Genomic DNA, 21,289 nt, shown 5'->3' on the forward strand with positions numbered 1-21,289 from the left:
CAACCGCCGGGCATGAATCCGCCCTGCTTTTCCGCCGGAAAGGTGCCTGCCGGCACCCTCAGGAGGCCCGGCCGGGGCGCTGGCCTATGCTGTCCTCGAAATCGCTCAGGGCGGCGAGGCCGACGAGCTCGTTGAGCGTGCCAAGATCGATCGCCGAGCCGGCGATATCGCGTGCGTGCCGGCGTTCGCGGACGCGTTCGAGCATCGCTGTCACCGCGAAGGCCGCGGTCCGCAGGATGCCGCTCGGCAAGGAGGCGAACTGAAACCCGATCCTGAAGAGCTCGCTCACGTCGATGGCGTCGGTGAACTCGCCTTCGCCGATCGAAACCACATGCGGGCCTTCGATCTCCGCGGCGAGGATCTTCAGATCCTCGATCGAGCGCGGACTGTGCATGCACACCATGTCGGCGCCGACGGCCTTGAACGCCTTGCAGCGGCGCAGGGCCTCCTCGAAGCCGAGCACGTCGCAGGCATCGGTGCGGGCCATGATCACCAGATCGTCGTTGCGGCGCGCCTTCACCGCCGCCTCGATCTTGGCGACCGCGATCTCGATCGGCTCGATCGTCTTGTTCTGCATGTGGCCGCAGCGTTTCGGCCAGCTCTGGTCCTCGATCATGACGGCCGCCGCACCGGCATCCTCGAATTCCCGAACCGTCTGGCGCACGTTGAGGACGCCGCCATAGCCGGTATCGCAGTCGACGATGATGGGCAGCGAGGTGACGCGGCACACCGCATTCACCACCTCGCTCATTTCCCTGAAGGCGATGAGGCCGATATCGGGCAGCCCGTAGCGCTGCGCGGCGACCGAGTACCCACTCAGATAGGCGGCCTTGTAGCCGGCCCTCTCGACCATGAGCAGATCGAGCGGACCGCCGCCTCCAGGGGCGAGGACGATGTCGTCGCTGCCGAAAAGGGAGCGTAATGAGGGTCTGTTCATCGCAATGCTCCTGCTTGTGATGCTCGCTCCAGGCGGCACGCTGCGTAGGGTCGGGTGGAGGCCAAAGATCCGATCGCCCCGCTCCGGATCATGAGAAGGGCGATGCAGGCAAAACCCATGCCCGCCGAAGCCGTCATCGTGACGGGCAACGCATCTGTTCTCGACCGAGCGAAGCGTTGCCGTGGCGGGAACGCACCGTGCCGGGAGAAGCTCCACGCTTCCCCCGACACGCGATCGATGCCGGAACGGCCCGTCTCAGTTGCGGATGATGTTGTGCTCGGGTCCGAACGGGAAGCCGGTGATGTCCTCCGCGCCGTCTTCCTTGACGATGAGGATGTCGTGCTCGCGATAGCCGCCAGCGCCCGGAACACCCTCCGGAAGCATGACCATCGGCTCCATCGAAACCACCATGCCGGGCTTCAGCTCGGTATTGACATCCTCGCGCAGCTCCACGCCGGCCTCGCGGCCGTAATAATGGCACAGGACGCCGAAGGAATGACCGTAGCCGAAGGAGCGGTACTTGAGCAGATCCCACTGCCGATACATGTCGTTCAGCTCCGCGGCGATCTCGTTGCAGCGCGCCCCGGGCTTGATCAGCTCGAGCCCACGGCGATGGACCGCCACGTTCTTCTCCCAGATGTCGAGGCTGACGTCGTCGACATGATCGCAGAACAGCGTCCGCTCGAGCGCCGTGTAGTAGCCGAAGATCATCGGGAAGGTATTGAGCGAGAGGATGTCGCCCGGCTTCACGATCCGATTGGTCACCGGGTTGTGCGCGCCATCGGTGTTGATGCCGGACTGGAACCAGGTCCAGGTGTCCATCAGCTCGACGAAGGGGAACGACTTCGCGATCTCGCGGATCATCGCATTGGTCGTCGCGATGGCGACCTCGTGCTCCGGCACGCCGGCCTTGACGGCCGCGACGCAAGCCGCGCCGCCGACGTCGCAGACGCGGGCACCCTCGCGGATCAGAACCTGCTCCTCGGCCGACTTGATGGTGCGCATCCACATCGAGGGCTGGCCGACATCGACGAACTCGACGCTCGGCACGGCGCTCTCGAGCTCGCGACGGAAGTCGATCGAGACGTGATCGAACTCGATGCCGATGCGCTTGGCGCCCTTGGTCAGCTCGCGGACGGCCCGATAGAAATTGTCGCGGCGCCAGTCGCTGTAGGTGATGTTGTCGCCGAAGCTGCGGCGCCAGGGCTGGCCGCCGTCGATCCCCGGCGAGATGGTGGTCGCCTTGTCGTGATCGATGACCATGCCGAACTTGCGGCCGAAATAGCAGTACAGCCAGCCGGAATAATAATTGATGCAGTGATAGGACGTGAACAGAGCGGCATCGACGCTATTGGCCGCCATCCACTTCCTGACATCGTCCTGGCGGCGCTTCATCTCGCCCGCGGAGAATGGAGAAAATTCCTTTTCCCCATTATGCCACTTCATCACGTGAAGCATATCGTCGGTAACGGGAATGTTCATTTATTCCTCCGGAGGTGCCTGCCGGGAAGAATATCAATGAGGATGGATTTCCGAAATTTATTGATCTTATGTTCGCATTAATCAGCCAAATCGCTTTTGGCATTTTCCTTGCTTGCCAACCACGGGGACAACGGGGCCGCCTCCGATGCCGGGGCGGCGTGGCCCGAAGGGCGCACGCGGGGATGAAGGCGCCATCCGCCAGGCTCAGCACTCGGGGAGATTGACCGCGAGGCCGCCGGTCGAGGTCTCCTTGTATTTCACGCTCATGTCGATGCCGGTCTGGCGCATGGTCTCGATGCAGGCGTCGAGCGGCACGATATGGACGCCGTCGCCGCGCAGCGCCAGCGAGGCGGCGGCGACGGCCTTGATCGCTCCCAGTCCGTTGCGCTCGATGCACGGCACCTGGACGAGGCCGCGCGCCGGGTCGCAGGTCATGCCGAGATGATGTTCGAGCGCGATCTCGGCGGCGTTCTCGATCTGGGCGTTCGAACCCCCGAGCGCGGCGCACAAGCCGGCCGCCGCCATGGCGGCGGCGGAGCCGACCTCGCCCTGGCAGCCGACCTCCGCCCCGGAGATCGAGGCGTTGCTCTTGATGATCCCCCCGACGGCGGCCGAGGTCAGCAGGAAATCGCGGATGCCCTGCCGCGAGGCGCCGACGCAATGGTCGCGGTAGTAGCGGATCACGGCGGGCACGACGCCGGCGGCGCCGTTGGTCGGCGCGGTGACGACGCGCCCGCCGGCCGCGTTCTCCTCGTTCACCGCCATCGCGTAGACCGAAAGCCAGTCGTTGACGGCATGCGGCTGGATGGTGTTGCCGCCGCGCTCGGCCAGCAGCGCCTGATGGATGGCGCGGGCCCGGCGGCGAACCTTGAGGCCGCCGGGCAGCGTGCCGTCGGTCGAGAGGCCGCGCTCGATGCAGGCATCCATCACCGACCACAGATGGTCGAGACGGGTATCGAGCGCGCTATCGCCGCCCGCCGTCTCGTTTTCCCGCTTCATCGCGGCGATGCCGAGGCCGGACGCTTCGCCCATGGCCAGCATTTCGGCGGCGTTGGCGAAGGGATAGGGCCGGCTGACCTCGGCATCGCTCCCCTTCAGGCTCGCATGCGAAAGCTCGCGCTCGGTCAGGACGAAGCCGCCGCCGATCGAATAATAGGTCTCGGACAGATGCAGGTTTCCGGCGGCATCGAAGCTGCGCAGAACCATGCCGTTGGCGTGGCCGGGCAGCGGGGGGCCATAGTCGAAGACGACGTCCTCGTCGGGATCGAAGGCGAGCGGGCCGAGACCGGGCACCTCGATCAGCCTGGTTTCCCTGAGGGCGGCCTCGCGGCGCCCGGCTTCCTCGGGATCGAGCGTCTCCGGGCGGTAGCCGAGGAGGCCGAGGACGACGGCGCGGTCGGTGGCGTGGCCCTTGCCGGTGAAGGCGAGGCTGCCATGCAGCGAGGCCGCGATCCGGACCGGGGGAGCCGAGCCGGGCTCCCGCTGCCGGGCGGCGCGCAGCGCCTCGAGGAAGCGTGCGGCGGCGAGCATCGGCCCCATCGTATGCGAGCTCGAGGGACCGACGCCGATCTTGAAGATGTCGAAGACGCTCAGGAACATCGGCCCCTCCAAGGACGCAAGAGCGGAGGCGGCGGCAGCCGCTTCCCCGGCACGACGAAGGTGGCCTTCGGTCGCCCCCTCAGTCGATGTAGATCGGATGGGCGGCGCAAAGTCGATTGACCTCGGCCAGAACCTTGGCCTCGACAGCCGCGTCTCCTTCCGGCCCGGCGGCGGCGAGCGCGTCCACCACCGTGAGGGTCAGCTCGCCGATGCGCCTGAACTCGGCCTCTCCGAAGCCGCGCGTGGTGCCGGCGGAGGTGCCGAGCCGGACACCGGAGGTGACGAACGGCTTTTCCGGGTCGAAGGGAATGGCGTTCTTGTTGCAGGTGAGGCCGGCCCGCTCCAGCGCCCGTTCGGCATCGCGCCCCTTCACCCCCTTCGGGCGCAGGTCGACCAGGATCATGTGGGAGTCGGTGCCGCCGGAGACGATGTCGAGCCCGCCTGACTTCAAGGTGGCGGCCAGCGTCCGCGCATTGGCGATGACGCGATAGGCGTAGTCGCGGAACGACGGCTGCAGCGCCTCGCCGAAGGCAACAGCCTTGGCGGCGATGACATGCATCAGCGGACCGCCCTGATTGCCCGGAAAGACCGCGGAGTTGAGCTTCTTGGCCAGCGCCTCGTCGTTGGTCAGGATCAGCCCGCCGCGCGGCCCGCGCAAGGTCTTGTGCGTGGTCGAGGTGGTGACATGCGCATGCGGCACCGGGTTGGGATAGAGGCCCGCCGCGATGAGCCCGGCATAATGGGCCATGTCGACCATCAGATAGGCGCCGACCTCGTCGGCGATGGCGCGGAACCCGGCGAAATCGATCTGGCGCGGATAGGCCGAGGCGCCGGCGACGATCAGCTTCGGCCGGGTCTCGAGCGCGCGGGCGCGCACCGTCTCCATGTCGATCAGCTGATCGGACTGGCGCACCTGATAGTCGACGACGTCGAACCATTTGCCGGACATGGTGACCGGCGAGCCATGGGTCAGGTGGCCGCCATGGGCGAGCGACATGCCCATGATCCGGTCGCCCGGCTGCAGCAGGGCGAGGAACACGGCCTGGTTGGCCTGGGCGCCGGAATGCGGCTGGACATTGGCGAAGGCCGCGCCGAAGAGCTGCCTGGCCCTGTCGATGGCGATGGTCTCGACCTCGTCGACGAACTCGCAGCCGCCGTAATAGCGCTTTCCGGGGTAGCCCTCGGCATATTTGTTGGTCAGGACCGAGCCCTGGGCGATCAGCACGTCGCGGGAAACGATGTTCTCCGAGGCGATCAGCTCGATCTGGTTCTGCTGGCGGCCGAGCTCGCGGCCGATGGCGGCGGCGACGGCTGCGTCGGAGAGGCCGGAGGCGGCACTCGCTTGCATGGTGGTGTCCTCGTGTTTCAAAGACCGGCGGCGAGCTCGCGGGCGGCGATGTCGAGAAGGGCGCGAAGATGGGGCGCGAAGGAGCGCCAGACCGTCAGATGGAAGCAGTCCTGCGCCTCGCGGGTCAGCACGACCTGCACGCTGTCGAAGATGGTGCGGCAGCCGGAACCGACCGGAAGCTTCGCGGGATCGCGCGGGCAGCCGGTGGCGATGAGGTCGAGCACGGCGGGGCCCGCGAGGGCGAAGCCGACCTCGCGGTCGGAGACCTCGACGGCGCTGAACGTCAGCCGCTCAACCAGCCCGGCGAAGGCATCGGCGATGGCGGCGCCCTCCCCCTCGGGCGCCTCGACCAGCCATTCGTCCGGCCCGAGGCACAGCGCCGCGCGGGCGCCGGCGACGGCACGCTGGCCGACCCTCGCCGGCAGCTCGAGGCCGAGCCCGGCGCCGACGGTGGCGGGATCGCCGGTGCGCAGCGAGAAGCGCGCGCCCGCCGGCAGGGCGGTGATCGTCACGGGAGCGGTCATGATGCTTTCTCCCCGGCGCTGAGACGGCTGCCTTCGGGATCGAAGAAGACGGTGCTCCTGACGACGCGGGCGGAAATCGTCCGGTCCGGCATGGGAACGTACAGCGTCCCGCCGTCCCGGGCGCGGCCGTCGGCGATGACCGCCATGGCGATCGAGCGGCCGAGCGCCTCGCTCCAATAGGAGGAGGTGACGTGGCCGAGCATGGTCATCGGCTTCGGCTCGTTCGGATCGGCGACGATCTGGGCGCCCTCCTCCAGCACGGTCTTCGGGTCGTCGGTCAGGAGCCCGACGAGCTGCTTGCGGCCCTTCGCCAGCATGTCGGGCCGCGACAGCGAGCGCTTGCCGACGAAATCGGGCTTCGCCTTGCCGATCGCCCAGCTCAGGCCGGCATCGTCCGGGGTCAGCGTGCCGTCGGTGTCCTGGCCGACGATGATGTAGCCCTTCTCGGCGCGCAGCACATGCATCGTCTCGGTGCCGTAGGGCGTGATGCCATAGGGCTTTCCCGCCGCCATGAGCTTGTCCCAGAGCGCCGGGCCGTGACGGGCGGGGACATTGATCTCGAAGCCGAGATCGCCGGTGAAGGAGACGCGGAACAGCCGGGCCGGGAGGCCGGCGACGGTGCAGGCGGCGACCGCCATATGCGGGAAGGCGGCTTCCGAGATGTCGAGCCCCTCGACGAAGGGCGCGATCAGCTTGCGCGCATGAGGCCCCTGCACGGCGATGACGGCCCATTGCTCGGTGGTCGAGGTGAGCCAGACCTTGAGGTCCGGCCATTCGGTCTGGAGATAGTCCTCCATCATGTTCAGCACGCGCGCCGCGCCGCCGGTGGTCGTGGTGACGTGGAAACGATCCGGCGCCAGCCGGCCGATGACGCCGTCGTCGCGGATGAAGCCGTCCTCGCCGAGCAGCAGCCCGTAGCGGCAGCGCCCGACGGCGAGCTTCGCCCAGGGATTGGTGTACATCCGCTCCATGAAGGTGACGGCATCGGGGCCGACGACCTCGATCTTGCCGAGCGTCGAGGCGTCGAAGATGCCGACGGCGCTGCGCACCGCGCGGCATTCGCGATTGACGGCCGCGTGCATGTCCTCGCCGGCTTGCGGGAAGTAGCGGGCGCGGCGCCACAGGGCGACAGGCTCGAAGACCGCGCCTCGAGCCTGCGCCCAGCCATCCATCGGCGCCTTGCGCGTGACCTCGAAGGTCGCGCCCTGCCGGTAGCCGGCCACGGTGCCGAAGCTCGTCGGCGTATAGGGCGGGCGGAAGGTGGTGAGGCCGACTTCCGGCGGCGCTTGGCCCAGCGCATCGGCGGCGATCATCAGGCCGTTGATGTTCGACATCTTGCCCTGGTCGGTCGCCATGCCGTTGGTGGTGTAGCGCTTGACGTGCTCGATCGAGCGCATGCCCTCGCGCACCGCGAGCCGGATATCCTTGGCGGTGACGTCGTTCTGGAAATCGATGAAGGCCTTGGCGCGGCCCGGATCGCGGTCGCTCGGGAGCTCCTCGACCGTGACGCCGGAGCCGGTGCGGTCGGCGGCGACGGCATGGTCCTGCGCCACCGCGTCGCACCCGGCGGCGCGGGCGGCCTCGGCGCCGGCGATAGCGCCATCGGCGAGAGCGGCGGCGATGCCCCAGAGCCCGCGGCCGGCGCCCGCGATATGGACGGCTTCGGTCTTCTCGCCGGGGAGGTATGCCTTGAGCGCGTCGTCCCAGACGAGGCTGCCCCTGGTGTGGGAGAAAAGGTGCAGGCTCGGCGTCCAGCCGCCGCACATCAGCACGGCGTCGCAGGCGATGCTGCGGGCCGCGCCCGCTTTGCCGTTCTCGATCCGGTTGACGCGCAGCGCCTTGACCCGCAGCCGGCCCTCGGTTCCGGTCGCGGTATGGCCCGAGAGAACCTCGATGCCGAGCGCGCGGGCGCGCGCCGCAAGCGCCGGGTCGATCTCGGCGCGGATGTCGACGATGGCGGCGGGCCTGGTGCCCGCCTCCGCCAGATCGAAGGCCGCATACCAGGCCGAGTCATGGGCTGTGACGATGGCGGGGCGGTTCCCCACCTTGACGCCGTAGCGATTGAGGAAGGTCTGGGCGGCGCCGGCCAGCATCACGCCGGGACGGTCGTTGCCGTCGAAGACGAGCGGCTTTTCCAGCGCGCCCTGCGCCAGCACGACCTCGCGGGCCCTGACGCGCCAGAGCCGTTCGCGCGGCGCACCCTCGGGCGGCGCGGCGAGGTGGTCGGTCAGGCGCTGGGCGAGGCCGAGGAGGTTCTGGTGGTAATAGCCGATCGCCGTCGTACGGGGCATGATCGTGACGTTCGGGAGCGCGGAAAGCTCCGCGAGCGTCACGGCCAGCCAGTCCCAGGCCGGCTTGCCGTCGATCGCGACCGAGGGCTCGCAGAGCAGGCTGCCGCCGGGCTCGGCCGTCTCGTCGACCAGCATGACGCAGGCGCCGGAGCGGCCGGCGGCGAGCGCCGCGGCAAGGCCCGCGGGGCCGGCGCCGACGACGAGCACGTCGACATGGGCGAAGCGGCTGGCATAGCGGTCGGCATCGGGCTCGGACGGGGAGACGCCGAGGCCGGCCGCGTTGCGGATGATCGGCTCATAGACGCGGTCCCAGAAGGAGCGCGGCCACATGAAGGTCTTGTAGTAGAAGCCGGCCGAGAACAGCGAACCCAGTCGGTCGTTGATCGCGCCGAGGTCGAAGGAGAGCGAAGGCCAGCGGTTCTGGCTCACCGCCACGAGCCCCTCGCGCAGCTCCTGCAGCGTCGCGCGGGTGTTCGGCTCGAAGCGGCCGGGGCCGCGGCTCGTGCCCATCAGCGCGTTCGGCTCGTCGGAGCCGGCGGAGACCACGCCGCGCGGGCGGTGGTACTTGAAGGAGCGGCCCATCAGATGGACGCCGTTGGCCAGCAGCGCCGAGGCCAGCGTGTCGCCGGCGAGCCCCTGATAGCTCCTGCCGTCGAAGCTGAAGCGGACCGGCTTTCCGTGATCGACGCGGCCGCGGTTCGCGAGACGATGGCTGGTCATGCGGCGCCTCCCGCCGGGCCGGAGAGGTCGGGCCGGGATTCGCCGGCCTTGTAGGTGCGCAGGAACCGGTCGGAGACGGTCTCGCGCGCCGCGTTGAAGAAGCGGGCGCAGCCATGGATATGGCGCCAGCGCTCGAAATGGACGCCGCGCGGGTTCGAGCGGATGAAGAGGAAGTCGCGCCACTCCTCGTCGGTCAGCGCTGAGGGGTCCTGCGGCCGGGCGATATGCGCCTCGCCGGCATAGGCGAATTCGAGCTCGGGCAGGTCCCGCTCGCAATAGGGGCAGCGGATCAGCAGCATGGCGGGTCCTCAGTGCGCGACGGCGGCCGCGGCCGCCTCGTCGATCAGCCGGCCGGTGGTGAAGCGTTCGAGCGTGAAGGGCGCGTTGATCGGATGCGGCTCGTCGCGCGCGACGGTGTGCGCGAGCACATGGCCTGAGCCCGGCGTCGCCTTGAAGCCGCCGGTGCCCCAGCCGCAATTGACATAGAGGCCCGGCACCGGGGTCTTCCCGATGATCGGCGAGCGGTCCGGCGTCACGTCGACGATGCCGCCCCATTTGCGCAGCATGCGCATGCGCCGGAAGAGCGGGAAGATCTCGCAGATCGCCGCCAGCGTATGCTCGATCAGCGGCAGGCCGCCGCGCTGGGAATAGCTGACATACTGGTCGGTGCCGGCGCCGATGACGAGCTCGCCCTTGTCGGACTGGCTGATATAGGCATGCACCGAGTTCGACATCACGACGCAGGGGAAGACCGGCTTCACCGGCTCGGAGACCAGCGCCTGCAGCGGATAGGATTCGAGCGGCAGGCGTACGCCGGCGGTGTCCATCACGACCGAGGTGTTGCCGGCGGCGACGACCGCGACCTTCTTGGCGGCGATGAAGCCCTTGCCCGTCTCGACGCCGCTGACGCGCCCGTCCGGCCCGCGGCGGATCGCCGTCACCGGGCAGTTCTGGATGATGTCGACGCCCCTCGCCGCCGCGCCGCGGGCATAGCCCCAGGCGACGGCGTCGTGCCGGGCGGTGCCGGCGCGGCGCTGGAGGGCTGCGCCCACGACAGGATAGCGGGCCGATGGCGAGATATCGAGCGGCGGGCAGAAGCGCTTCGCCTCTTCAGCCGTCAGCCAGGCATTGTCGACGCCGTTCAGGCGGTTCGAATGGACATGGCGCTGGAAGGACTGGATGTCGTGGACGTTGTGCGCCAGCATCATCACGCCGCGCTTCGAATACATCACGTTGTAGTTCAGGTCCTGGGAGAGATCCTCCCAGAGGTCGAGCGCGTGGTCGTAGAGGCGCGCGCTCTCGTCATAGAGATAGTTCGAGCGGATGATCGTGGTGTTGCGGCCGGTATTGCCGCCGCCGAGCCAGCCCTTGTCGATCACCGCGACATTGGTGACGCCGTGCTCCTTGGCGAGGTAATAGGCCGTGCCGAGGCCATGCCCGCCGGCACCGACGATCACGACGTCGTAAGCCGCCCTGGGCTCAGCCTCCGGCCATTGCGGCGTCCAGTTCTTCTGCCCGGTCAGCGCGCCCTTGAGGACCTGCGCGAAAGAAAAATGCGTCATGCGGCCTCCTGGAATTCGTCACTGAAATCCATGCCGCAACCGCGCGGATTATGGCTGTATGAATCCGTCATCCATGCTGTATGTTTACGCCATGGAGGCGAAATGGCGACGCTCAAGGTCGGTTTCATCCTGGCGCGGCGGTTCACACTCTGCGCCTTCGCGAACTTCGTCGATGTGCTGCGCCTCTCGGCCGACGAGGGCGACCGCTCGCGGCCGATCCTCTGCGGCTGGCGCGTGCTCTCGCCGACGATGGAGGCGATCGCCTCGAGCTGCGGCATCACCGTCCAGCCGGAGGAGCGGCTCGGCGATCCGGCCCGCTTCGACTATCTCGTCGTCGTCGGCGGGCTGGTCGACGAGATCGAGAAGCTGCATCCCGACACGGTCGGCTTCCTCCGGCGCGCGGCGGCGGCGGGCGTGCCGCTCGTCGGTGTCTGCACCGGCACCTTCATCCTGCACCGGGCCGGCCTGATGCAGGGCTATCGCGCCTGCGTGAGCTGGTTCCACCACGCCGATTTTCTCGAGCGCTTCGACGGGCTCGAGGCGGTCTCGGATCAGATCTTCGTGGTCGACCGCGACCGGCTGACCTGCTCGGGCGGGGTCTCCTCGGCGCATCTGGCCGCCTTCATCGTCGAACGCCATCTCGGCCGGGCGCGGGCCGCCAAGAGCCTGCACATCATGATCATCGACGAGGCGATGGCGGCCGAGGAACCGCAGCCGGGCATGCCGCTGGCGCTGGTGGCGCATGATCCCCTGGTGCGCAAGGCGCTCCTCCTGATGCAGCAATCGATCGACACCCCGCTGTCGATCGCGCGGCTCGCGGCGCAGCTCGGGGTGAGCCGGCGCAAGCTGGAGCGGCATGTCCGCGAGGCTCTGGGCATGACGCCGCGCGAAGTCGACCACCTGGTCCGGGTCGAACAGGCCAAGCACCTGCTGAAGACGACGACGCGATCGGCCACCCGGATCGCGGCCGATACCGGCTTCTGCGACCTGCCTCATCTCATCCGCGTGTTCCGTACGGCGGAGGGCATGACGCCGGACGCCTTTCGGAAAGCCCGGGAGCCGCTCTGATCGCGATCAGGCGGCGAGAAACCGCTCGGCGAGCCGCGCCCACATCGCCGCGCCGGCGGTCAGGCTCTTGTCGTTGAAATCATATTTCGAGCTGTGGAGGATCGCCGAGTCCTCGCCATTGCCGAGCCGCAGGAAGCAGCCGGGCTTGTGCTCGAGGAAATAGGAGAAATCCTCGCTGCCGGGAATCAGCGGGCAGACCGCGACATTCTCCGCGCCGACCAGTTCCGTCACGACCTCGGTCGCGAAGGCGGTTTCCGGCTCGGCGTTGATGACGACCGGATAGCCCTTCTCGTAGTCGACTTCGACGCGCGCCCCATGCGCCTCGGCGACCGAGGCGGCAATGGCGCGGATGCGGCGCTCCAGCGTTTCGCGCACCTCGCGCGAGAAGGAGCGGACGCTGAGCGTCAGCTCCGCGCTTTCAGGGATCACGTTGGTCGCCGTGCCGCCGTGGATCGTGCCGACGGTCACCACCGCCGTTTCCAGCGGGCTGACATTGCGCGAGACCACGGTCTGCAGGGTCATCACCAGGTTCGCCGCCGTCACGATCGGATCGATCGTCAGATGCGGGCGCGAGGCATGGCCGCCGCGGCCGGTCACGGTGATCGTCACGGTGTCGGCCGCCGCCATCAGCGGGCCTGCACGCATCAGGAACGAACCGGCCGGCGCGCCCGGATGGTTGTGCAGCCCGAAGATGGCGTCGCAGGGGAAGCGCTCGAACAGGCCGTCGGCGATCATCGCCTGCGCCCCGCTCACCTTTCCGGCCTCCTCGGCCGGCTGGAAGACGAGGTTGACCGTGCCGGTGAAGCGCCGGGTCCGGGCGAGATATTCGGCCGCCCCGAGCAGCATCGTGGTGTGCCCGTCATGGCCGCAGGCATGCATCTTGCCCGGCGCCGTGCTGGCGTAGGGCAGGCCCGTCGCCTCGGCGATCGGCAGCGCGTCCATGTCGGCGCGGATGGCGATGCTGCGTCCCCCCTCGCCCTGGCTGAGCCGCCCGACGACGCCGAGCCCGCCGACATTGCGGGCGACCTCATAGCCGAAGCTCTCCAGCCGCTCGGCCACGTATCGCGCCGTCTCGTGCTCCTCGAAGGACAGTTCGGGGTGCGCGTGCAGGTGATGGCGCGTGGCGGCGAGGTCCCCGGCCTTGTCGGCGAAATCGGCGAGGCTGGCGAACTGGTTCGAGGCTGCGGGCATGGCGATCGCCTTCCTTAGGTCAGATGAAGCGGGCGAGGAAGCTGCGGGTGCGCGGATGCTTCGGGGCGCCGATCACCTCCTCCGGCGTCCCCGATTCGACGACGTAGCCGCCGTCCATGAACACCACGCGGTCGGCCGCCTCGCGGGCGAAGCCGATCTCGTGGGTGACCACGATCATGGTCAGGCCCTGCTTGGCGAGATCGCGCATGGTCGTCAGCACCTCACCCACCAGCTCGGGATCGAGCGCCGAGGTCGGCTCGTCGAACAGCATCAGCTTCGGCTTGATCGCCAGCGCGCGGGCGATCGCCACGCGCTGCTGCTGGCCGCCGGAGAGCTGCCGCGGATAGGAATCCATCTTCTCCGCCAGCCCGACGCGGGTCAAAAGCTCGCGCGCATAGCTGATCGCTTCGTCGCGGCGCTGCCCATGGACGCCGACCGGCGCCTCGATCACGTTCTCCAGCGCCGTCATGTGCGGGTAGAGGTTGAACTGCTGGAACACCATGCCGATGTTGCGCCGCTGCGCGGCGACCTGGCCGTTGGACAATTTGTCCAGCCGGCCATTGTGGAGGCGGTAGCCGATCTGCTCGCCATCCACCTCGATCGACCCCTGGTCGATCGCCTCCAGATGATTGATGCAGCGCAGGAAGGTCGACTTGCCGGAGCCGGAAGGCCCCAGGATCACCACCACCTCGCCGGGCGACACGTCGAGGTCGATGCCCTTGAGGACTTCCTGCGGCCCGAACGCCTTGTGGACGTTGCGGGCGCGGACGAGGGCCTTCGCGTCAGGCGTTTTCATTGCCGGCCTCCTTCGGGAGTGCCGCTGCCTTCTTTTGTGCGGCGGCCTGCGTTCCGCGTTCGCCGCGGTTGTAGTAGCGCTCGATGGCGCTCTGGCCGACATTGAGGATCGACGTGATCAGCAGATACCAGGCCACCGCGACCATCAGCAGCGGGATCACCTCGAAGGTGCGGTTGTAGATCGACTGCACCGAGTAGAGCAGGTCGGCCATGGCGATGACGCTGACCAGCGAGGTCGCCTTGATCATGCTGATGAGCTGGTTGCCGGTCGGGGGCACGATCGAGCGCATCGCCTGCGGGATGATGATGCGCCGCAAGGCGCGGGCGCGGGTCATGCCGAACGCCTCCGCCGTTTCGGCCTGGCCCTTGTCGACCGAAAGCAGGCCGCCGCGGATGATCTCCGCCATATAGGCCGCCTCGTTCAGCGCAAGGCCGATGATGGCCGCCGTCAGCGGGGTGATCAGGTCGTTGGTCTTCCAGCTCACGAAGCCGAGCGAGATGCGCGGGAACAGCGTCGAGAGATTGTACCAGATGATGAGCTGGACCAGGAGCGGCGTGCCGCGGAAGAACCAGACGAACAGGCCGGCGAGCGAGGAGGCGAGCTTGTCCTTCGACATGCGCGCGACGGCGAGGATCAACCCCAGCGCGACGCCGATCACCATCGCCACCACCGTCAGGCCGAGCGTGACCGTCAGGCCCTGCATGACGGTGGGATCGAAGAAATACTGCGCGACGACCGGCCACCCGAAATTCGGATTGACCGCGACGATGTAGGCGAACCCCGCCGCAATGGCGAGCGTCGCGGTCCAGAGCGCGACCCGGCCCAGGGGAAAGGGCCGGTGCGCGTGCTTGACGTCGCGCAAAGCGTCGTCAGGCAGCCGCGGCAACGCCGCCGCGGCACCCGCTGTCAGCTCCGTCATGGCGCCTTTCCCTCAGATGCCCTGGTTGATGCCGGGCTTGTCGGTCATGTTGTTCTCCAGGCCCCACTTCTTCATGATCGCGGCATAGGTGCCGTTGCCGATCAGGATCTTGAAGGCATCGAGCAGCACGCCGGCGAGAGGCGAGCCCTTCTGCACCACCGCGCCCTGGTAGATGTCCTTGAAGCCGTTCGACTGGCCGACGCCGGAGAGCTCGAGCTGGCCGTTGGCCTGCTGCACGAAATAGGTCAGCGGCGCCTGGGAGGAGAAGAAGGCATCCGAGCGCTTCGACCTCACCGCGAGGATCGAGCTCGGCTGGTCGGTGAAGGACTGCACCTCGACGGCGGGCTTGCCGGCGGCGGCGCATTTCTCGGAGTGCTCCTTGATGACCTTCTCGGCCGAGCCGCCGGACATCACGGCGATGCGCTTGCCGCAGGCGGTGTCGAGCGAGGTGATGCCCTGCGGGTTGCCTTTCTCGACGGCGAAGACGACATATTCGCGTACCCAGTCGACGAAGTCGTTCGACTTCTGGCGGTCCGGATAGTCGCCGACCGGCCCCATGGCGAACTGATAGCGGCCGGAATTGATCCCGCTGAGCAGCGCCGGCAGGCCGGCGACGGAGGCATGCCCGATCTCGACGCCGAGAATCTGCCCGATGGCGTCGGAGAAGTCCTTGGTCGCGCCTTCGAGCTTGGTGCCGGTCACGATCTCATAGGGAGGAAACGAGCCGTTGTTGACGGCGACCATCTTGCCGGCGTCGCGGATCTCCTGCGGCAGCCGGGCGCGGAGATCGTTGTTGAGCTCCTGCTTGCGGATGTCCTGCGCCATGGCGCCATGCGCCAGGAGGGCGGCGATGGAGGCGAGGATGAACGTTCTCTTCTTCATGGCTCAAATTCCTTCCCGTTGTGCTTTTTCTGGTTTGATCCTCAGGAGTCAGGCTTCAGGCCGCGCTCGCCCCGGTCCGGGCTTCGTGCGGAAACAGCGCCTCGACCGACAAGGCCTTGGCGAGAATGCCCTGCTCGTGCAGCTCGGACGCGAAGTCGCCGATCATCCGGCGATTGACCTCGAGACCGTTGTCGTTCCAGTCCGGCGGCAGATCGCGCGCGGCGTGCAGCAATTCCTCGATGATCCAGGGCGAGGTCTCGGCATATTTGCGGCGCTTTTCCGTCCAGACGCGCTGGCTTTCGCCAACGAGCCGGGTCAGTTCGCCGGCGAGGTTCGGATGCCGCTCGGCGACGGGGGTCTTGATCGCGACGAGATGCATGCCGGGCACATAGCCGACCTCGTTGAAATAATCGCGCTCGGCGGCGCGGAAGTCGCGCAGGAGCTGGCGGAAGCCGCCGCCCTTGCCGAAATAGCCGTCAGGCATGAACGGCGTGAACACCGCGTCCAGCCCGCCGTCGGCCAGAAGCTCCATCATCGGCCGCTCGCCCGGGCAGGCCTCGATGCGGCCGGGCCGGCCGAAGCCGTCGAGCCTATCGGTGATCGGGTGCTGGGCCGTCAGGCGGCCGGCGAACCAGTAGGCGTCATCGACGCCCACCCCTGCCCGGCGCACCGGCGCGCGGGTCCAGGTGTTGCCGGAATCGCGCCAGCCGGTGACGCCGATGCGCTTGCCGGCGAGATCGGCCAGGGTCTGCAACGGGCTGTCGTCGCGCACGATGATACAGCGATGGCGAAACCCCCGCATGATGAAGCAGGGCAGGCCGACGATCCGCGTTTCGCCCCCGGCCATCGCCGAGGCGTAGCGGCTGAAGGAAACCTCCGCCGCTTCATAGTTGGGATCCGAACCGAGGTCGGAGATCAGAGTCCCGACCCGGTCCACCTTCACGTCGAATTCGTCCGATTTCACGTCGCCCAAAATGAGCGGCGTCAGATAATCCCAATCGCGAGTGGCAATCCTGATCTGCGTACGCATCGACAACACCCCCTGTTGCGGTGGAGTATGCGGCACATAAATGTTTATGTCTTGGCATTCAAATGTTATTACGTTATCGGACATTTAATTTCCGGAGGCCTGCATGTCCGATGCTTTCGATGCCGGGTGGTTCGCCGAGCGGCTGGGCAATCGCACGACGCGGGGCATCGCGCGGGAAACCGGCGCGCTGATCCGCAGCGGCGCGCTGCCGGTCGGCTCCAAGCTGCCGCCCGTTCGCGAACTCGCCTATGCGCTCGGCGTCAGCCCCGCCACTGTCTCGCTGGCCTGGAGCGAGCTCAGGCGCCACAAGATCATCGGCGGCAGGGGGCGCAACGGCGCCTGGGTGATGGCCGATCGCTTCGCCGCGCGCCCGGAGCGGCATCTGAGCGTCGGCAATTACGGGCCGGACGTGCTGAAGCTGGCGACGGCCGAGCCCGACATCGACCTGTTGCCGCCGCTTGGCGCGGCGCTGGCGCATGGCGCGCAGGCCGAGCGGCTGAACAGCTATGAACGGGTGCGCATCCTGCCCGAGCTGGAGGCGGCGGTGCGCCCGTCCTGGCCTTACGATGCCGGCGCCTTCCTGGCCACCAATGGCGGCTACAACGCGATCTACACCCTGCTGCACGCGCTGGTGCAGCCCGGCGCGCCGATCGCCATCGAGGATCCGACGGGGTTGCGCCTGCTCGACATTCTGGAAGACCTGGACGTGCCGATCATCCCTGTCGCCTGCGACCGGGACGGGCCGCTGCCGGCCTCGCTGGCCAAGGCGCTGGAGCAGCGTCCGGTGGCCTTCATCTTCGAGCCGCGGGTGCATTGCGTGACCGGCGCGCGCCTGTCGCCGGAGCGGCTTTCCGAACTCGGCGACCTTCTCGCCGGCTCCGACGCCCTGATCATCGAGGACGACGGCGTCGGCGATCTCGACGACGCGCCGCGGATTTCGCTCGGCCGCCGCTTCCCCGACCGTGTCGTCCATGTCCTGTCCTATTCCAAGTCGCATGGTCCGGACCTGCGGCTCGCGGTCCTGTCGGCCTCGGCGACGATCGTCGAGCAGGTGCAGTCCTACCGCAGCTTCAGCGCCGGATGGACCAGCCGGATCCTCCAATCCGCCACGGCGTGGCTGCTGAACGACGCCGGGACGGCCGGGATCGTGGCACGGGCACGCCATGTCTACGCCGTGCGGCGCCGCAGGCTGGCGGAGGAGCTCGCCCGCTGCGGCGTCGACATCGATCCCGGCCATGGGTTGAGCGTCTTCATCCCGGTCAAATCGGAATCCTACGCGCTGGTGACGCTCGCCGCGCGCGGCATCGCCGTGCATGCCGGCGCGAAATTCTCGACCTGCCCGACCAATGCGATCCGGCTTGCGGCGAGCATCCTCAAGGAGGGCGACGTGGCGCGCGTCGCGGAATCGATCGCGCTGGCCGCCGATCCGAGCCATTAGCTGTCTGGCACCGGCATTTGATCTCTGCGAAGCGGCCGTCGCCTTTCTCTCAGACATGAGCGAATACCGCTGATATCGGATTCTGCCGCTTCGCCTTGGACGAGCATCAGCTTCAACCATGCGGCCAATAACCATGTTGTCACGCGGGTGGAGCCGGTTATCGGCCGTAATCAGCCCAGTCCCTTGAAGGCGTCGAGAGCGCGTTGGCGGGCCAGGCCGTGTTCGACGATTCTTTCAGCGTAAGCTTCGACATTGTTGCCAAGCTGCCACGGCCTATGGACGACGGATGAAGAAACACCGTCAAGTTCCGGCAGCCAACGTTTGACATAACGGCCGTCGGGATCGAATTTCTCACCTTGCAGAACCGGGTTGAAAACGCGGAAGTAAGGAGCGGCGTCCGCACCGGAACCGGCGACCCATTGCCAGCTCGCCGCATTGTTGGCCGGATCGGCGTCCACGAGCGTGTCCCAGAACCAGGCCTCGCCCTGTCGCCAGTCGATCAGCAAATGCTTGACCAGGAACGAGGCGACCACCATGCGCACACGATTGTGCATCCAACCGGTGGTCCAAAGTTCGCGCATGCCGGCATCGATAATCGGATACCCGGTTTTACCTTGCTGCCACGCTCGAAGCGCATCGGCATCTGATCGCCACGGCATCTGATCGAATTTAGATTGCAGGTTTTGGGTCGCGATCTCCGGATTGTGATAAAGAAGGTGGTAGGAAAACTCACGCCATCCTAATTCGGATCGGAATTTTTCGAGGTTTTGATGAACTCTCAAACTGGTCGTCGCGTTAGCAGCGGCCTCTGCGGCGTGCCACAGCTGCCGGGGCGAGATGTTGCCAAAGCGCAGATAGGGCGAGAGCCTTGATGTCGCCGAACGGTCGGGAAAATCCCTGAGATCGGCATACTCGTGCAAATGCTCGTTCAAAAAAAATTCGAGCCGGGCCTGGGCGCCGGCTTCCCCGCGCCGCCAGTTCGAACGCAGCCCGCCGGCCCAATCCGGAGATGTCGGCTCGAGTGCCAGATCGGCAAGTTCGACGCCTGTTGTCGATGCCTGCCCGCACGGACCATGGAACAGGTTTAGCCGCGCGGGAACGCCAAGCGGCTGGCCGGGCTCGCCGACCCCATGTGCGGCGCGCCAGAATGCGGAGAAAACACGGAACGGGGTGCCGGACCCGGTCTTGATCGACCAAGGCTCGTAAAGCAGGTGGCCATTGAAGCTTCTCGCTTCGATCCGCTGTGCTTTGAGGGTGGTTTTCACGGCCTCGTCGACGTGGCGCTCGGCCGCTCCATAGCGGCGGTTCCAGTAGACCGCCGCCGCCTCGCTGTCAGCCGCAAGCTGCGGGATGACCACCGACGCGACCCCTCGGTGGACGCAAAGACGACCGCCAAGGCCGCGCAGAGCATCGTCCATTTCCCGCAAGGCGCCATGGAGCCACCATCGCGCCGCACCACCGAGCGGACGCACCCCCTCGGATTCCTCGTCATGCACGAAGGCGCAGATAATCCTGCGGCCACAGTTCGCGGCAGCGGTCAGCGCGGGGTTGTCGGATAATCGGAGATCGTCACGCAACCAGACGATGACAGGACGTTCTAAATCGGAACGCAGTACTTCCGTGGCCATTGTTTGCTGCCGCTAGAGCATTTTCGAGCGAAGTGGACACCGGTCCGCGTGACGAAAATGCGATAAAACAAAGACCTAGAACCATCCCGCGATTCGGAGAATTGCGGAATTGCTCTAGCCGTTCAGGCGCCAGATCTCAAAGTTCAGCAACGATGCAAATGCGACCCACGCCGCGAGAGGCACCAAGCACGCAGCGGCAAGGGAATCGAGCCTGCGGAACCGGTCTATCGTTGCCAGAATGAGCAACAACTGCGGCACGATGTTCAGCAATCCGGCGAGCGGATTGTTCAGCCAGAAGAACAGCCACGACCACAGCGCATTCAGCGCCAGTTGCAGGAAGAAAAGCGTCAGAGCGACACGGCGCTCTGCGGGCCTGTCGGCAACCTTCATGACCCGCCAGATCGCATACGCCATCAATCCATAGAGGGTCGTCCAGGCAGGAGCGAAAATCCAGTTCGGCGGGTTGAACGACGGCTTGACCAGCCCTGCGTACCATGATGCCAGATTGGGATACGTCGCCCACTGGCCCAGGAGCGATGCAGCAATCACTGGAATCAGGGCGACCGATGCCCTGAACCATACCGTCGATCGATTTGTATTTCCTTGAGTATCCATACGCTTACACTGAACCGAACGATTCAAACTGGCCAAATACGATATGCATCCGTCCAGGGCATCTTACTTCAGAACCTGGAGCATTTCCGCGTTTCTCCGAATCGCGGAAATGCTCCAGCTCCTTGTTTTGTCGCATTTTCTTCACGCGAACCGGTGCCCACTTCGCTCGAAAATGCTCTAGGTACGTAGTGGAGGCAGGCTTGGATCGGAAGAGCTCGCCGGTGATCGCGAGCACGGTGGCATCAAAACCTTGAGACTGCAAGCTGCGTCCGAGCGCAGCGAATTTATTTTATAAGATTTCGAGTTTCGCAATGATCACGAAGAAAGAACGCCAGACAGACGCTAGAGCAATCGGATGCGAAAATTGGAATCCACTTTTCGGAAAAATCCGATACCCCAACAATGAGATAGATCATCGTTACCGCGTCCGACAGGATGCGCGATGATCTAGCGAAACATAGCCAACTGGATCGCGTGTTTTCACGAAAATGCTGTTCGCGTGGCCCGGAAACTTCCAATCGCGCAGGACGAGTGGCGCACCGTTCAGGATAAAACTGGGCACAGCTATGTCATTGTAGGCGCTTTGAATTCTGAAGTACCCCATCGCTGCCAACCCCCTTCGCCGACGAAAATCGGCGATGGTCGGCGAGAGGAATCGAAGAGCGGTTTTAGGTAGACCAGGTCGATGCGAGCGCGGGGATTGCCCCGGTCTATTTCTTTTCGCCCGGTGGCCAATATTTGATCGACGAGGCCTTCTTCAGCACGACTCTCAAACCCTTTACGCTGCTTGCTGCTGGGAGGCGCGCAGGAGTCTGCGTTTCCTCATCTTAAGACCGTCGCGCATGTTGAGGCCCAGCAGCGTGATGTTTACCGCGCCTGCGACCAGTTCAAGGCCCTGCACTCCGTGGAATGTCGCATCGAACTCACCGTGGTTCGCCTTATACGCAAGGAACAGCGCGGCCGGAATGAGTACCAGGATGCCGTTCGCCGCGATGAACGGCATCCGCTTGGCCTTGGCCCCGACCAAACCGGCGCGCCGACCCTTCGCCAGCGCGAACCCCGAGCCTCCCGCGGCGGCCAGCGCCGGGACCAGGATGAGGAAACCCCAGGGAATGGCGATCTTGACCGCTATCACGGTCGCCTCGGAAGCGAACAGTTCGGAAAGAACCGTCGAAAGCCAGAAGCTGGCGATCGTCAGCAACGCGACGCTGCCTGCGATGGGATGGATGATCTTGGTCATGGCCTATGTGCCTCGATTG

The 21,289-nt window shown here is 66.5% G+C and carries 18 protein-coding genes; 2 read left to right on the top strand and 16 right to left on the bottom strand.

Annotated elements, in window-relative coordinates; all coding sequences use genetic code 11:
* Positions 1 to 58: 58 nt before the first annotated feature.
* The 8 genes from M9917_RS02420 to M9917_RS02455 form a co-directional block, all read right to left on the bottom strand.
* Positions 59 to 937, bottom strand: coding sequence for an isocitrate lyase/PEP mutase family protein (locus M9917_RS02420; RefSeq protein ID WP_297250708.1), 879 nt, complete (start codon positions 935 to 937; stop codon positions 59 to 61).
* Positions 938 to 1,192: 255 nt separating this feature from the next.
* Positions 1,193 to 2,419: a M24 family metallopeptidase gene (locus M9917_RS02425; protein WP_297250709.1), complete on the bottom strand. Its 1,227-nt coding sequence runs from the start codon at positions 2,417 to 2,419 to the stop codon at positions 1,193 to 1,195.
* 204 nt (positions 2,420 to 2,623) lie between these two features.
* Complete coding sequence (locus M9917_RS02430; protein ID WP_297250710.1) at positions 2,624 to 4,018, bottom strand: L-serine ammonia-lyase; 1,395 nt, start codon at positions 4,016 to 4,018, stop codon at positions 2,624 to 2,626.
* 79 nt (positions 4,019 to 4,097) lie between these two features.
* A complete protein-coding gene (gene glyA / locus M9917_RS02435; RefSeq protein WP_297250711.1) occupies positions 4,098 to 5,366 on the bottom strand; it encodes a serine hydroxymethyltransferase in 1,269 nt (422 codons plus the stop codon).
* Positions 5,367 to 5,383: 17 nt separating this feature from the next.
* Positions 5,384 to 5,890, bottom strand: coding sequence for a sarcosine oxidase subunit gamma (locus M9917_RS02440; protein ID WP_297250712.1), 507 nt, complete (start codon positions 5,888 to 5,890; stop codon positions 5,384 to 5,386).
* A complete protein-coding gene (locus M9917_RS02445; protein WP_297250713.1) occupies positions 5,887 to 8,901 on the bottom strand; it encodes a sarcosine oxidase subunit alpha in 3,015 nt (1,004 codons plus the stop codon). Before M9917_RS02445 ends, M9917_RS02440 begins: the two co-directional genes overlap by 4 nt.
* Complete coding sequence (locus tag M9917_RS02450) at positions 8,898 to 9,200, bottom strand: sarcosine oxidase subunit delta (RefSeq protein ID WP_297250714.1); 303 nt, start codon at positions 9,198 to 9,200, stop codon at positions 8,898 to 8,900. The genes M9917_RS02445 and M9917_RS02450 overlap by 4 nt, the downstream gene beginning before the upstream one ends.
* Before the next feature lie 9 nt (positions 9,201 to 9,209).
* Positions 9,210 to 10,463 carry a sarcosine oxidase subunit beta family protein gene (locus M9917_RS02455; protein WP_297250715.1) on the bottom strand — a complete coding sequence of 418 codons (1,254 nt, stop codon included), beginning with the start codon at positions 10,461 to 10,463 and terminating at the stop codon, positions 9,210 to 9,212.
* A gap of 102 nt (positions 10,464 to 10,565) precedes the next feature.
* On the opposite strand from M9917_RS02455, the gene M9917_RS02460 reads away from it, so the two are divergent.
* Positions 10,566 to 11,531 carry a GlxA family transcriptional regulator gene (locus M9917_RS02460; protein WP_297250716.1) on the top strand — a complete coding sequence of 322 codons (966 nt, stop codon included), beginning with the start codon at positions 10,566 to 10,568 and terminating at the stop codon, positions 11,529 to 11,531.
* Positions 11,532 to 11,537: 6 nt separating this feature from the next.
* Here the strand turns inward: M9917_RS02460 and M9917_RS02465 are convergent, their stop codons facing one another.
* The 5 genes from M9917_RS02465 to M9917_RS02485 form a co-directional block, all read right to left on the bottom strand.
* Entirely contained in the window at positions 11,538 to 12,722 is a 1,185-nt protein-coding gene (locus M9917_RS02465; protein WP_297250717.1) for a M20 aminoacylase family protein, read from the bottom strand.
* Between the two features lie 19 nt (positions 12,723 to 12,741).
* Complete coding sequence (locus M9917_RS02470; RefSeq protein ID WP_297250718.1) at positions 12,742 to 13,518, bottom strand: amino acid ABC transporter ATP-binding protein; 777 nt, start codon at positions 13,516 to 13,518, stop codon at positions 12,742 to 12,744.
* Complete coding sequence (locus tag M9917_RS02475) at positions 13,505 to 14,437, bottom strand: amino acid ABC transporter permease (RefSeq protein WP_297250719.1); 933 nt, start codon at positions 14,435 to 14,437, stop codon at positions 13,505 to 13,507. Before M9917_RS02475 ends, M9917_RS02470 begins: the two co-directional genes overlap by 14 nt.
* A 12-nt stretch (positions 14,438 to 14,449) precedes the next feature.
* On the bottom strand, positions 14,450 to 15,262 hold the full coding sequence (locus M9917_RS02480; RefSeq protein WP_465246362.1) for an ABC transporter substrate-binding protein: 813 nt from the start codon (positions 15,260 to 15,262) through the stop codon (positions 14,450 to 14,452).
* 112 nt (positions 15,263 to 15,374) lie between these two features.
* Positions 15,375 to 16,349 (bottom strand): substrate-binding domain-containing protein, encoded by a 975-nt coding sequence (locus M9917_RS02485; RefSeq protein WP_297250721.1) that lies wholly within the window; start codon positions 16,347 to 16,349, stop codon positions 15,375 to 15,377.
* Positions 16,350 to 16,452: 103 nt separating this feature from the next.
* Between M9917_RS02485 and M9917_RS02490 the strand changes: the two genes are divergently transcribed.
* The gene (locus tag M9917_RS02490) at positions 16,453 to 17,787 is read left to right on the top strand and encodes an aminotransferase-like domain-containing protein (RefSeq protein ID WP_297250722.1); all 1,335 of its coding nucleotides are present in this window, start codon (positions 16,453 to 16,455) and stop codon (positions 17,785 to 17,787) included.
* A gap of 170 nt (positions 17,788 to 17,957) precedes the next feature.
* Here the strand turns inward: M9917_RS02490 and M9917_RS02495 are convergent, their stop codons facing one another.
* From M9917_RS02495 to M9917_RS02505, 3 genes are all read right to left on the bottom strand, one after another.
* Positions 17,958 to 19,415 carry a cryptochrome/photolyase family protein gene (locus tag M9917_RS02495; protein ID WP_297250723.1) on the bottom strand — a complete coding sequence of 486 codons (1,458 nt, stop codon included), beginning with the start codon at positions 19,413 to 19,415 and terminating at the stop codon, positions 17,958 to 17,960.
* A gap of 114 nt (positions 19,416 to 19,529) precedes the next feature.
* A complete protein-coding gene (locus tag M9917_RS02500; protein WP_297250724.1) occupies positions 19,530 to 20,066 on the bottom strand; it encodes a TspO/MBR family protein in 537 nt (178 codons plus the stop codon).
* A 742-nt stretch (positions 20,067 to 20,808) separates the two neighbouring features.
* Positions 20,809 to 21,270: a hypothetical protein gene (locus M9917_RS02505; RefSeq protein WP_297250725.1), complete on the bottom strand. Its 462-nt coding sequence runs from the start codon at positions 21,268 to 21,270 to the stop codon at positions 20,809 to 20,811.
* Positions 21,271 to 21,289: the final 19 nt, after the last annotated feature.

It is taken from the genome of Bosea sp. (in: a-proteobacteria), from assembly GCF_023953965.1.
In the GTDB taxonomy this organism is placed as follows: domain Bacteria; phylum Pseudomonadota; class Alphaproteobacteria; order Rhizobiales; family Beijerinckiaceae; genus Allobosea.